This is a genomic window from Paraclostridium sp. AKS73 (assembly GCF_025671395.1).
Taxonomy (GTDB): Bacteria; Bacillota; Clostridia; order Peptostreptococcales; family Peptostreptococcaceae; genus Paraclostridium; species Paraclostridium benzoelyticum.
In genome coordinates, this window is the sequence record NZ_JAIXHU010000001.1 from 218,527 (window position 1) to 231,662 (window position 13,136).

General features: G+C 29.3%; 14 protein-coding genes and 4 pseudogenes. 16 read left to right on the plus strand and 2 right to left on the minus strand.

Translation table 11 applies throughout. From position 1 onward, the window contains the following. The first annotated feature begins 13 nt into the window (after nucleotides 1-13). From iorA to LEQ07_RS20460, 4 genes are read left to right on the plus strand one after another with little or no spacing between them, the layout of a single operon-like run. On the plus strand, nucleotides 14-1,798 hold the full coding sequence (gene iorA / locus LEQ07_RS01320; protein WP_046822588.1) for an indolepyruvate ferredoxin oxidoreductase subunit alpha: 1,785 nt from the start codon (nucleotides 14-16) through the stop codon (nucleotides 1,796-1,798). Next, a complete protein-coding gene (locus tag LEQ07_RS01325; protein ID WP_046822589.1) occupies nucleotides 1,799-2,377 on the plus strand; it encodes an indolepyruvate oxidoreductase subunit beta in 579 nt (192 codons plus the stop codon). It begins immediately after the preceding gene. A 3-nt stretch (nucleotides 2,378-2,380) separates the two neighbouring features. Then, entirely contained in the window at nucleotides 2,381-2,911 is a 531-nt protein-coding gene (locus LEQ07_RS20455; RefSeq protein ID WP_332842810.1) for a butyrate kinase, read from the plus strand. After that, entirely contained in the window at nucleotides 2,908-3,471 is a 564-nt protein-coding gene (locus tag LEQ07_RS20460) for a butyrate kinase (RefSeq protein WP_332842811.1), read from the plus strand. Before LEQ07_RS20455 ends, LEQ07_RS20460 begins: the two co-directional genes overlap by 4 nt. A 164-nt stretch (nucleotides 3,472-3,635) precedes the next feature. Here LEQ07_RS20460 and LEQ07_RS01335 read toward each other — a convergent pair whose 3' ends face one another. Both LEQ07_RS01335 and LEQ07_RS01340 read right to left on the minus strand, forming a co-directional pair. Then, nucleotides 3,636-3,941 carry a DUF1540 domain-containing protein gene (locus LEQ07_RS01335; protein ID WP_046822591.1) on the minus strand — a complete coding sequence of 102 codons (306 nt, stop codon included), beginning with the start codon at nucleotides 3,939-3,941 and terminating at the stop codon, nucleotides 3,636-3,638. 91 nt (nucleotides 3,942-4,032) lie between these two features. Continuing rightward, nucleotides 4,033-4,461 carry a hypothetical protein gene (locus LEQ07_RS01340; RefSeq protein ID WP_046822592.1) on the minus strand — a complete coding sequence of 143 codons (429 nt, stop codon included), beginning with the start codon at nucleotides 4,459-4,461 and terminating at the stop codon, nucleotides 4,033-4,035. Nucleotides 4,462-4,614: 153 nt separating this feature from the next. On the opposite strand from LEQ07_RS01340, the gene LEQ07_RS01345 reads away from it, so the two are divergent. The 12 genes and pseudogenes from LEQ07_RS01345 to LEQ07_RS01400 all read left to right on the plus strand — a co-directional run bounded on the left by LEQ07_RS01345 (nucleotide 4,615) and on the right by LEQ07_RS01400 (nucleotide 12,996). Then, on the plus strand, nucleotides 4,615-5,442 hold the full coding sequence (locus LEQ07_RS01345; protein WP_263329236.1) for a pentapeptide repeat-containing protein: 828 nt from the start codon (nucleotides 4,615-4,617) through the stop codon (nucleotides 5,440-5,442). Next, the gene (locus LEQ07_RS01350; protein ID WP_263329237.1) at nucleotides 5,436-5,612 is read left to right on the plus strand and encodes an ion channel; all 177 of its coding nucleotides are present in this window, start codon (nucleotides 5,436-5,438) and stop codon (nucleotides 5,610-5,612) included. The genes LEQ07_RS01345 and LEQ07_RS01350 overlap by 7 nt, the downstream gene beginning before the upstream one ends. Nucleotides 5,613-5,761: 149 nt before the next feature. Then, a pseudogene (saoT, locus tag LEQ07_RS01355) lies at nucleotides 5,762-6,014 on the plus strand (thioredoxin-like (seleno)protein SaoT). Between the two features lie 11 nt (nucleotides 6,015-6,025). Next, nucleotides 6,026-7,558: an efflux transporter SaoE gene (saoE, locus tag LEQ07_RS01360; RefSeq protein WP_332842812.1), complete on the plus strand. Its 1,533-nt coding sequence runs from the start codon at nucleotides 6,026-6,028 to the stop codon at nucleotides 7,556-7,558. A 29-nt stretch (nucleotides 7,559-7,587) separates the two neighbouring features. Continuing rightward, nucleotides 7,588-8,700, plus strand: coding sequence for an ABC transporter substrate-binding subunit SaoX (gene saoX / locus LEQ07_RS01370; RefSeq protein ID WP_046822597.1), 1,113 nt, complete (start codon nucleotides 7,588-7,590; stop codon nucleotides 8,698-8,700). Continuing rightward, a pseudogene (gene saoB / locus LEQ07_RS01375) lies at nucleotides 8,687-9,461 on the plus strand (ABC transporter substrate-binding (seleno)protein SaoB); the annotation flags it as partial. The gene saoX and the pseudogene saoB, both read left to right, overlap by 14 nt. Nucleotides 9,462-9,476: 15 nt before the next feature. Further along, nucleotides 9,477-10,252, plus strand: a pseudogene (saoP, locus tag LEQ07_RS01380) (ABC transporter permease subunit SaoP). Continuing rightward, a complete protein-coding gene (locus LEQ07_RS01385) occupies nucleotides 10,252-10,806 on the plus strand; it encodes an ABC transporter ATP-binding protein (RefSeq protein ID WP_332842813.1) in 555 nt (184 codons plus the stop codon). The pseudogene saoP and the gene LEQ07_RS01385 overlap by 1 nt, the downstream one beginning before the upstream one ends. Further along, the gene (locus tag LEQ07_RS20465) at nucleotides 10,788-11,036 is read left to right on the plus strand and encodes a hypothetical protein (protein ID WP_332842814.1); all 249 of its coding nucleotides are present in this window, start codon (nucleotides 10,788-10,790) and stop codon (nucleotides 11,034-11,036) included. The genes LEQ07_RS01385 and LEQ07_RS20465 overlap by 19 nt, the downstream gene beginning before the upstream one ends. 5 nt (nucleotides 11,037-11,041) lie before the next feature. Beyond that, nucleotides 11,042-11,632 (plus strand): annotated as a pseudogene (gene saoL, locus LEQ07_RS01390) (MerB-like organometallic lyase SaoL). Nucleotides 11,633-11,804: 172 nt separating this feature from the next. Further along, on the plus strand, nucleotides 11,805-12,332 hold the full coding sequence (locus LEQ07_RS01395; RefSeq protein WP_263329238.1) for a VanZ family protein: 528 nt from the start codon (nucleotides 11,805-11,807) through the stop codon (nucleotides 12,330-12,332). A 250-nt stretch (nucleotides 12,333-12,582) separates the two neighbouring features. After that, nucleotides 12,583-12,996 carry a chemotaxis protein CheW gene (locus LEQ07_RS01400; protein ID WP_263329239.1) on the plus strand — a complete coding sequence of 138 codons (414 nt, stop codon included), beginning with the start codon at nucleotides 12,583-12,585 and terminating at the stop codon, nucleotides 12,994-12,996. The last annotated feature ends 140 nt before the right edge of the window (nucleotides 12,997-13,136 follow it).

Consider the following 13,136-nt stretch of genomic DNA (forward strand, 5'->3'; position numbering starts at 1 on the left):
TAGGGGGATAAAAATGAAACTATTAATGACTGGAAATGAAGCAATAGCTCGTGGAGTTTATGAAGCAGGAGTTAAGTATGCATCTGCGTACCCAGGAACTCCAAGTACTGAGATTTTAGAAAATGTAGCTACATACAAAGATAGCATATTAGCAGAATGGGCACCAAATGAAAAAGTAGCACTTGAAGCAAGTATAGGAGGTTCTATAGCTGGAGCTAGGACTCTAGCGTGTATGAAACATGTAGGGGTTAATGTAGCAGCAGACCCACTATTTACTTTTGCATATACCGGCGTAAATGGAGGATTAGTATTAGTTTCAGCTGACGAGCCAGGAATGCATTCGTCTCAAAATGAACAAGATAATAGAAATTATGCTAAGTTTGCAAAAATAGCTTTGTTTGAACCATCAACTAGTCAAGAAGCTAAAGATATGTTAAAAGAAGCTTATAGTGTAAGTGAAGAATTTGATACTCCGGTTTTATATAGAGTGACAACTAGATTATGTCACTCAAAAGGTATAGTAAATTGTTCAGAAAGAGAAGAAGTAGAAGTAAAAAATTATGTAAAAGATGTACAAAAACGAGTTACTGTTCCAGCGTACTCTAAAGGTCTTAGAATTAAAGTTGAAGAGAGATTAAATAAGTTAAAAATATACTCAAATAAAACTGATTTAAACTACATAGAACTAAATAGCGAAGATATAGGAATAATAGCTAGTGGTGTTTGCTATAACTATGCAAAAGAAGTATTTAAAGATAATGTATCATATTTAAAATTAGGGTTTACAAATCCATTGCCAGATGTAAAAATAAAAAAATTTGCTAGCAAAGTTAAGAAGATATATGTAATAGAAGAAAATGATAGATTTATAGAAGATCAAGTAAAAGCTATGGGAATCGATGTAATAGGAAAAGATATATTCCCATACACAGGAGAAATGACTCCAGATGTAATAAGAAAGGTTATGTTAGGTGAAGAGAAAAAAACTATAGAATATAATGAAGATTTAGTAGTTGGAAGACCTCCAACATTATGTTCAGGATGTCCACATAGAGGATTTTTCTATGAAATAGGAAAGAGAAAAAATGTTATGGTTTCAGGAGATATAGGCTGTTATTCACTAGGTTTTGCAAGTCCATACAATGCATTAGATTCAATAGTATGTATGGGAGCAAGTTTAAGTGTAGGCCATGGAGCACAACAAGTGTTTAATATGAAAGAAAATAATAACATGAGAGTAGTTGGAGTTTTAGGAGACTCTACATTCTTCCATACTGGAATAAACTCACTTATAGATATAGCATACAACCAAAGTAATGCAATATCTGTAATTTTAGATAACAGAATAACAGGTATGACAGGTCATCAACAAAATCCTGGAACAGGATATACATTACAAGGAAAAGAAGTAAAAGAATTAGATATTGAAAAATTAGTTTTAGCTTGCGGTATAAATCATATAAGAACAATAGATCCAAATAACTTAAAAGAAGTAAATGATGCACTAGATTGGGCACTTAAACTAGATGAGCCTAGCGTTATAATAACAAGATGGCCATGTGTACTTAAAAAGTTTTCTAAAGAAGATAAAGAAGAGTTTAAAGGCGCATTCAAGCAAAAATGTAATGTAGATAAAGATTTATGTATAGGCTGTAAGCTATGTATAAAATCTGGCTGTCCATCTATATCATTTGATAAAGAAACTAAAAAAGCATGTATTGAAAAAACTAGCTGTGTAGGATGTGAAGTATGTTCACAAATATGTCCAAAACAAGCTATATATAAGGGGGATAAATAAATGACAAAGAGCGTACTTTTAGTTGGAGTTGGGGGTCAAGGTACTATACTTGCGAGCAAGCTTCTAACAATTGGTCTTATGGAATCAGGATATGATGTAAGGATGAGTGAAATACATGGGATGAGTCAGCGTGGTGGATCTGTATCTTCTCAAGTTAGATATGGTGATAAAGTTTATTCTCCAGTTATAGAAAAAGGCGGAGCTGATATTTTAGTATCATTTGAAAAAATGGAAGCATTAAGATGGTTAGAGTACTTAAAAGATAATGGGAAAATAATAGTCAATGACTATCAAATAAATTCAATGCCAATATTAAATGGAAAAGCTGAATACAAAGGAAATGAAATAAGTGAAGAATTATTAAGAGTTGGAGCCAAATTAATAAATGCATCAAAGAGTGCTATTGAACTTGGAAATCCAAAAACGATGAATATAATTTTACTTGGAAGCTTAGTGAAATCTATGAACCTTGAACATATTGACTGGAATCAAATTATAAGTGATAATGTAAAAAAGGAGTTTGTTGACATAAATATAGAAGCATTTAAAGTAGGAATGAATTTAGTCAAAGGGGAGTAGTTTATGGGATACAAAATATTAGCGATTAATCCAGGTTCAACATCTACTAAAATTGCAGTATATGAAGATGAAAATATGCTTTTTTCAAAAAGTATAAATCATAGTGCAAGTGAATTAGAAAAGTATAATAGTATAACTGATCAGTTTGAAATGAGAAAAGAAAAAATTTTAAATATCCTCGAGGAAAACGATTTTAAAAAAGAAGGATTAGATTCTATAGTTGGAAGAGGTGGGATACTTCCGCCTGTAAAATCAGGAGCTTATTTAGTAAATGATGCTATGGTAGATAGGTTGAAGAATAAACCTATAATAGAACATGCATCAAACTTAGGAGCGCTTATTTCTTATGAAATAGCTAAAGAAATAGGAGTAAATGCATATATATACGATAGTGTAGCAGTTGATGAATTAGATGATGTAGCTAGAGTATTAGGGTTTCCAGAAATAAAGAGAAATTGTTTGAGTCATGCATTAAATTCAAGAGCTATGGCTATTAAATTTTCAAAGGAAAAAATAGAGATTATAAAGATATGAATTTAATAGTAGCACATCTTGGAGGAGGAATAACTATAGCTGCACATAAAAATGGGCACATGGTAGATGTAGTTTCTGATGACGAGGGTCCATTTTCTCCAGAAAGAAGTGGAAGAATACCTGTTAAAAAGGTTGTAGATATGTGCTTTAGTGGTAAATATACTCAAAAAGAAATGATGAAAAAAATTAGAGGAAAAGGTGGAATAGTAGGGCATTTAAATACTGTAGACATTAGAGAAGTTGAACAAATGATTGAAAACGGTGATGAAAAAGCTAAATTAATATATGAAGCTTTAATTTACCAAGTTGCAAAGGGAATTGGGGAGTTATCTACAGTTTTAGATGGAGATGTGGATGCAATTATTTTAACTGGAGGAATTGCATACTCTAAAAATTTAACTAAAAAACTAAGTGATAAAGTAAGATTTATTGCACCAGTAACTGTACTAGCAGGAGAAAATGAGTTAGAAGCTCTTTCTTATGGAGCGTTAAGAATTTTAAAAGGCGAAGAGAATTATAGAGAATATGAAGAACTAATCGAAGATTTAAGTTTCAATTAAAATAAAAAGAGCTGACTAATATATAGAACGCTTAAGATAACTTTGTATGATTTGCTCCATGAAAGCAAAATTCGCTTTCAAAATGTCGCTAAATCATACAAAGTTATCATCAGCTATATATTATAGTTAGCTCTTTTTATTTTGTAAATAATATAGTGGGGGGACTATTTAGTTACAAAAGTTTCGCAAGATGCATCTTGCATGTTTATTTGAACAGACTCGGCCTTACAGCATCCGCTATCATTGTGCTTACAGTGATCTGCAGCACAAGAGATAGAATGAGTTTTAGCACAAGTACATTCTCCAGAACAGTTGGTAAATGAGCTTGATGCTTTATCTTGGTAAGTTGCACAGTTTGTTTGAGATGTTGTTTTTGCTCTCGAACCTTTTACTTGAATTCCAGATGCATAACAGCCTCCACTGTTGTTATATGCACAACTTGTAGCTGAACAGTTTATAGGATTTGACATATAAATACCTCCAAAATAAAATAAATTCATAGTCATTTGACTATGAATTTATTATTTGTTTATTTTAAAAAAATATTAGTAGTATATAAATTTAATTTCTTAAACAGTTTTCACAAAGTACATTTACATCATCAAAAGTTTCACGCCCGAAGTTGTCATTTATATGGTAAACATTTAAATTGTCGCTACATCCACACTTAGAACATTCATAGTCATAATAATCTAAAGCTTTTTCTTTAAATAACTTCCAATGTAGCGAGTTTAAGTAAGATGCATAATCAACTTGGATAGCTGACTCTAAAAATTTTAAATATAAAGTATCTAAATCAACATGATTTAAATTAGTATATTCTGGGCTAAAATCATTGCATGAATCTCCATTTAAAGGAGTACTATTTGAAAGCACACATTTTATATCATAAGTAAAATCATCATTAGGACCCTCTAAAGAAAGATGATTACAATAGGAACAACATTTTTTCGGTAGTTTTTCCTCTAAAACTTTTATCTTTGTATTCATAAATTAATCCTCCCCCAAATGGTTATTTGTACAAGTATATTAAAAAAAGTAAGCCATTATGATAAAAATAATATGACAAAAACTTTATTTCAAGGATTCTTAAATATTAAACCGAAATAGTTAATATTAAAAAATTATTTTTGGAGAATAAATATGAAAACTATTGAGTTTAATAAATTAAGAAAAATTACTAACAACGAAGTTAATAATAGGCTTAATGACAAAAATATAAAAGATATAAGCTCTTATGAATTCAATAAATATATAAAAATAGATGAGATTTTAGATTTGAAAATTGTTAAAAAAACACAATTTGAAAGTAGAAAGATAAAGGATATTCAATTTGAAAATATAGAATTTATAGATTGTAGCTTTGAAAATAGTATATTCATAAATTGCAAATTTAATAAAGTTAAGTTTATAAATTGTAGCTTTAAAAATTCAATATTAAGATATAATCAATTAAATAATCTTATAGCTGAACATAGTAACTTTAAAAAAAGTATTTTTATTAACTGTCATATGGATTTTATGACAATCAAGGATTGTGATTTAAAATCATTTAAATTAACTGAGTCTTATATATATAACTTAGAATTTGATGATAGTTTAGTGACTAAGTTTAATGAAGATACATTCTTTGACGAATTAAATAATGAAAGTTATGAAAGTTGCTATAAATTTTATAGAACTATAGCTTATAAATTTCAAGAAAATAATTTGTTAGCTAAATATGGTGAATACTTATATATTTATAAAACTACAGAACGAAAAACTTTAAAGGGAATAAAAAGGTTTAAATCAGATGCACTTTGGTTAATTTGTGGATATGGAGAAAGGCCAACTTATGCACTTATAACGTCTTTAGAACTTATATTTTTATTTACTATACTATATCTAATCTTTGGGCTTAAAATAGGAAGTGAAATTATATCTTATAAAGAACTTTTTTTACAGAGAAATCAGCAAATGTTATGGTAGATGATTTTGTGAGAGCATTTCATTTTAGCATAGTTACATTTACAACGGTTGGTTATGGAGATATAACTCCATTTGGATATAGCATATTTTTATCAGGAATAGAAATGTTTTTAGGGGTAACAATGGTTGGTATTTGGACAGCAACGCTTGCAAGAAAAATAAATAGATAAAAATTCAAATAGGATATATCTATACTATAACGTTGTTATATAGATATATTCTATTTTACAATGTCTGAAAATTCTATGTATAATAAAAAGAGCTTGAGTGTAAAAAAATGTAAATTAAAGGGGAAAAAGGAAAAAATAAAGGAGGAGAAATGGCAAAAGTTTTAGTAGAGTTTATAAATACATGACCTACATGCGATGAGCATGGAATGCTAATAAAAAGGTTAGGAGAAGTTTACAAAGAAAAGCTAGATATAAAATTATATCAAGCAGGAAAAGATTTTACTTATTTAAAAAAATACGGAATTATAACAAAGGAACTATGATTATAAATCAAAGAAAAAATATGATAGACTTTCAAAGGATGTAATAGAAAAAGCAATAATAGAAGCCATAAACAATTAGAGGAGAATTAAATGTATATTTTAGATTTTTTTAAAGATGTAGTACTAGCGTCTATAAGTATATTAAATGGAGCCTCAGGATGGCTAATAATAAGCTTTATAATAGCAGGTCTACTACACAATCTAATAAGTCCAGAAAAATTTCAAAAATCTCTTGGAAATAAAAAAATATCATCACTATTCAAAAGTACAGTTTCAGGAATGTTACTTCCTATATGTAGTTGTGGGGTTATACCTATAGGTATAAGCATGTATTACTCTGGCGCTTACCTAGGTCCAGTTTTAGCTTTTATGACATCAACTCCAATTATCAATCCAATAGCAGTAGTATTAAGTTTAGGATTATTAGGGCCAGATATAACTATTATTTATGTTATATCGGGATTTGTCGTGCCAATAATAGTAGGACTTTTAGGAAACTACTTAGGTAAAAATGAACTATGTATAAACCAACAAGAGGATGAAGAAATAGCTATTGAGCTAGAAGAAGAAGAGTTAAGCTTTAAAGAAAAAGTGATAGAAGGATTAAAATGGTCATTTTCTGAATTAGCACTTACAATTAGCAAATATGTTGTAATAGGTATGTTTGTTGCAGGTTTTATAACAACGGTGTTTCCAAGTAGCATAATTCAAAAATACTTAGGAAATCCAGGTGTACTGTCTTTGGGTAGTATAGCAGTACTTGCATGTATTATGTATGTTTGTGCAGTTGGACATATACCATTTATTGCGGCACTAGTAGCAAGTGGTGCATCACCAGGAATCGCTATAACATTTTTAATAGCTGGAGCTGCTACTAATTTACCAGAACTTATAAGTATGTATAAAGTAATAGGAAAGAGAACTGTAGCTATATATTCTATAACACTCACAACGTGCTCATTAGTTATTGGGTATATAACAAACTTGCTTTTAATTGGAAAGGCTACAAATATAAATATGAGTTACACTAAGGAATCTATAAGTATAGCTAATACTATAATGTTAAATATACCTGATTCGGCAAAATATATATGCTCATTTATAATATTTATATTTTTCATAAAAGCTATAATGCCTAGCTTAAGAAAGGTTGCAAAAATGAAGCGTAAAAAACTTTTAATAATACTTTCTATAATAGTAGTTTTAATTGGAATTTCAGTATACAGCAAAGAAAAAAATAAGCAAGAAAGTAACCTACCAGATGTAAATGAAGAGTATTTAAGTTATTTTAAAGAAAATGTAAAATATGAAAAAATACTTACGTACGCACAACACGATATAAATAACGATAAAGTAGATGATTTATTAGTGGTTTACAAAAAAGGCAATAATCACAATGAAATGGTTGGAATTATAAGTGGCGATGAAAACGTTTATATAACAGAACCTATAAGAGCACCTATAGATGATATTTTAATAGAATTTAAAAATATAGATGATAAAGATGAAATGGAACTTATATTATCTGGATCTAAAAATGGGAATGTAGGATATGCAATATATAGGTTAGAAAATAAAAAATTAATAGATTTATTCGGTGAAGGCATGAATGCATGTTGCTAATATAAATTCAACAAAGGGGAGAATTAAAAATGAAAATTTCAAACAAGGTAAAGTCATTAGTACTAATAGGTGCAATAAGTACTACTGTTTTAACAGGATGTAGTAGTAAGGAAAGTAAACAAGAAACTTCAACAAAAGGTAGTTCAGATTATGCAATTAAATTAGGTTATTATAATTGTGACCACATGACGGCTGCTCCAGTTGCTGTGGATGCTGGGATTTATAAGGATTTAGGTCTTAACGTTCAAGCTGTAGGTAACGGAAAAGTACCAGAAGCTATGGCAGCTGGACAAATGGATGCAGGGTATATTGGTACTAAAGGATTAGTTGGAGCTATACCAAAAGGATCACCAATAGTTGTAGCTGCAAATAACCATAGAGGTGGATCTGAATACTTAGTAGTTGCAAATGATATAAAGGACCCTAAAGAACTAATAGGACAAAAAATAGCGTCAGATCCAGATGGTGATTTACTATGGACTACAGATTATGGGCCAGAAACAGGTCTTCCAGTAGACTCATCTAAATATCAAGTTGTAAATATAGACTCTAGTAAAGATGCATACTTAGCATTAAAAACAGGTCAAATAAAAGCATTCAGTACATGTGATCCATGGGGATCTGTAGCGGAAAAAGAAGGTGTTGGAAAGATAATTTCATCAACTCAATATAAGGAGAAAAATACAGGAAAAGAATATAACTGTTGTTCATTCTCATTAAATACAAACTTTATAAAAGAACATCCAGACTTAGCTGAAAAAATGGTTTTAGCACATACAAAAGCTATAGAGTATATATATACAAACCCAGTTAAAGCAGCAAAAATATTTGCTAAAAACTATAGTGTAGATGAAGAAGTAGCATTAATGACTATATATAAAAAGACTGTAGGAGAAGGAAGAACTCTTACATGGAAAATAACTGGAGATGAATATAAAAATAATTTAGATATGTATAAAGATAATAAGGCATTAGATGAAATACCTGATTATGATAAAGTTGTAAATGATAAGCTTTTAAAATCTTGTGGAGCAGATGATTTTGATAAATTTATAAAAGAAAAAGTAGATCCAGTATTCCCTAAAGGTATGAGCTATGAAGATTGGAAAGCAAAGGCAATGGAGATAGATGGACAAAACTAAAAATATAATTTTAGGTTTAATTATTATAATAGGAAGCTTAGGAATATTATTTTTTAATCCTAAGACTGAAAAATAGATGGAAATATAAGAATAGGGGTATCAGATGATACCTCTGGTTTTATCATTGATTATATGATAAACAAAGATTATTTTACAGATATTGAAATTGAAAATTTAATAGAGACATATTCTATAAATGATTGTTGAGCAAGTACCATGCAGTGGGCTCTGAGTTCAGAGCAAATAGATATGGCTATAATTTGCAAAGAAGCAGCGAAAAAATTTGTAGAGTATGATGAAAATTTTGAAATTGTAGATACTGTAGTTCAAAACTCTGATATATTTTTAGTTAAAAATGAAAATATAAAAAAGTAGGAGTCACACAAAATAGGAATTATCAAATTGATTTAGTAAAAGAGTATTATGAAAGTGCAAAGGAAGTACCTTTTATAAGTGGGGGGCTAGCTTATGCATTAGAAAGCGACAAAGTAGATGCTATAGTAATTGATAGTATAAAAGCACTTAGTTTAAACGGGAAAAAATTTTCTACAGCAATAAATAAGGATTATGATACATATGTAATGGTTGTAAATAAATCATTTAAACAAAATAAATTATATGATCAATTTATAAAACTATACAATCAAAGTGTAAAAGAATTAAATGATGAAAACTTGTTTAAAAAAGAACTAGAAAAATATACAGATACAGAGATATCAAAAGAAGTTTGGGGTGAGTTTAAAAAGTGGAAGTTAAAGTTTCGTGCAAATACAGAAATAAATAAAAAAGAGGATTAAATAAAAAGTTTTTAGATGCATTTTATAAAATATTATTATTTATAGTGATAATAGGAATATGGCAAATAAGTGCGCAAAGGATAGGGAGCTCACTTTTACTTCCTATGCCAATGGATGTGTTTCATGGATTTATAACATGTATAACAGACCCTGAAATTGTAAAAAACGTATTAATTACTATGCAAAGAGTATTAAAGGGATTTATGTATGCTATGGGATTTGGACTTCCTCTAGGACTTATTATGGGGTTCTCATCAACATTTGAGAAGGTATTTTCTCCAGTCGTAGATTCAGCAAGACAAGTACCTATAATGGCTTGGGTTCCATTAACTATAGTATGGTTTGGTATAGGAGATGGGCCAACGATATTCTTAATAGCTTTTGCAGGAGTATTCCCTATAATCCTTAATACAATTCAAGGAGTTAGATCTATATCAAAAGATTATTACAATGCAGCAAAAAGCATGGGGGCATCTCCATTTGTAATATTTACTAATGTAATGCTACCAGCAGCTCTTCCGGATATTTTAACTGGAGCAAGACTTGCAATAAGTACTGGTTGGATGTCTGTAATCTGAGCCGAGTTTATAGCAACGAGTGCCGGTCTCGGTTACTCTATGGTACAAGCTCAAACAATGATGAATACTGAGCTTTTAATTGGACTTATGATATTTGCAGCATTAATAGGATTTATAATAGATAGAATATTAAAATTTATAAACAAGAGCCTTTGCAAATGGAGGTTTGATAATTAATGAAACTAAAAATAGACAATATAAGTAAAACCTTTATAAATAATAAAGTAGAACATAAAGTATTAGAGGATATAAACCTAGACATAAAAGAAGGGGAATTTGTATCATTACTAGGTCCATCTGGTTGTGGTAAAACTACATTATTAACTATAATAGGAGGTTTTCAAACGTGTGAAAACGGTCAAGTTTTACTAGATAATAGAGTAGTAGATAAACCAGGTATAGATAGAGCATTTGTATTTCAAAATTATGCATTATTTCCGTGGAAAACAGTAAAAGGAAATGTTGAATTTCCAATGAAGCAACAAAAAATGTCTAAAAAAGAAAGAGAACAGAGATTAGAAGAACTATTATCAATATCAGATTTAAAGGGAAAAGAAAAGATGTATCCACATCAGCTATCAGGGGGAATGAAGCAAAGGGTCGCTGTTATAAGAGCACTGGCATGTAACCCAGAAGTTCTTTTAATGGATGAGCCTTTAGGAGCGGTTGATTTTCAAATGAGACAAAATCTTCAAGAAGAACTAGAAAATATTTGGATGAAAAAAAGATAACTGCAATAATGGTTACTCATGATGTAGATGAGGCGGTATATATGAGTGACAGAGTTGTAGTTATGTCTAGAGATAAAGGGTGTATATTAGAAGATTTAAAAATAGATCTAGATAGACCAAGAGAGCGAGAGAGTGAAGAATATCTAGAATATAAAAATAGATTAACAAAAAATTATCAGCATGTTATGGAGTATAAAATTAAAATGGAAACAATAAATATAGGGATTTAAACCAAATACAAAAATATTAGAGTATCGATTATGGATATGATAATAGAAAAGAAAAGACCTGTAAGCTTAGAGGAAAGTGTAGTTTTTTTAGAAGATAAACTAAACTTAAAAAAGAATATATAAAAGAAACTCTAGAATTGTTTATAGATAAAAACATAATGGTTGTAGATGATGATGGATACATAAATTTTATATATCCAGTATCAGCTCATCCAACTATGCATAGAGTTAAACTTGCAGATAATAGAGAGTTTAATGCAATGTGTGCAATTGATGCAATGGGATGGAGGTGTACTTTTAATCAAGATATAGATATAAATTCTAAATGTTATGTAACTGGAAATGAAATAAATATATCTATAAGAGATGGAAAAGTAACAAGTTCAAACAATCCTGATTTAAGAGTGCTTCATTTAAATTTGGATAAGCATGAAAATTGGGCATCTAGTTGTTGAAACATTATGAATTTCTTCTGGACGAAGAATGAATTTGATGAATGGGTAAAAGAAAATGGATTTGAAAATGATGAAGATATATACTGCTTAGATATAAATGAAGCTATGGATGCTTCATATGACATATTTTATGTAGGCTAAAAAAGAAGCTACCTTAAACAGGTAGCTTCTTTGATTTTTCAAATAAAATTCATTTACTATTTTTAGATTTGTAGTATAATAAGTACTTATATAAAAGTGATTTATCACGAAATTAAACTTTTAGGTATATATTAAACTTGTGCCTATATTGTGAAAGACAGGTGATGTCGGTATGAAAAAAATAGTATGCTTACTACTAGTAGTAATGACTATGGGAGGTATGTATTATTTTTCTAGTCAAGAAGGAGATGTATCAAAACAACAATCTGATACAGCTGTTAATGTAATTGATAAAATTAGATCAGAAGTAAATTTAAAAGATCATAATATAATAAGTGTAAAAGAAAAAGTTTTTGACAAACTTAAGCAGTATGGAGATAAGGGGTATATAGTTAGAAAAATGGCTCATTTTAGTATATATGCAGGTATAGGATTTTCTATAAGTCTACTTATATATGCTCTTAGTAGAAGAATATACATAGCTAGTATTGTAGCCATGATAGCAAGTATATCATATGCTTATTATGATGAGATGAGACAGTTAGCGGTAGCTGGAAGAGTAGGTAGCATGAAAGATGTTCTTATAGACTCGTCAGGGGCTCTTACGGGCATATTAATACTATTTGTAATAGTGATAGTGTTTAAAGGGATTAGAGGGTTCTTTAACTTTATATTTAAAAGACATAGTAAAGCTGTATAGGGTTACTTCGTGGGATTATGTATAAGTTTCTTACAACAGGCTGGAAAAAAGCCTGGAATGTTTCGAAACTTACACATAATCCCACTTCGTTTTTTATGGATATAAAAAGTGAGAAAGATTCTCAAAAAGACTGGAATGTTATTGGTAATATTTGGTATAATTAGAAAGCTAATAATTTGTAATTACAATTTTAATAATAAATTATTATAATTTATAGAGTTATATCATTTTTAAGGAAGGGAATTTAACTATGATAAATGAAGAAAGATTACCTCATGTTATATTTAGGGTAGCTGATAATTTATATGCAATTGACAGTAGTGTGACAATTGCATTAACTGAGCTTCCTGACAATATAACTTCGATACAAAAAAGTGAAAAGAGTGAATTAGGGGTTATGCAACTAAGAAATCAAATAGTACCAGTTTTAAGTATGAGAAGTTTATTTGGATGTAAGTCATCTGAAGAAGAATATGAAGATTTTAAAGCTATGATAGATATTAGAAAAAATGATCATATTAAGTGGGTAAATGAATTGAAAAATTCAGTGTATGAAAATAGAGAATTTACTTTAACTACAGATCCACATCAATGTGCATTTGGTAAATGGTATGATAATTTTTCAACTGATATACAAAGTATAAATTTTCATATGAAAAGATAGATTCACCACACACTTTACTACATGAAATAGCTATAGAAGTTGAAAAATGTAAAAAGAAAAAATGAAGAGATTAGGAAAAAAATTGCTAGATTTGCTTAATAAAGCAGAAAAACAATATATGGAAAAGTACTTGAATATTA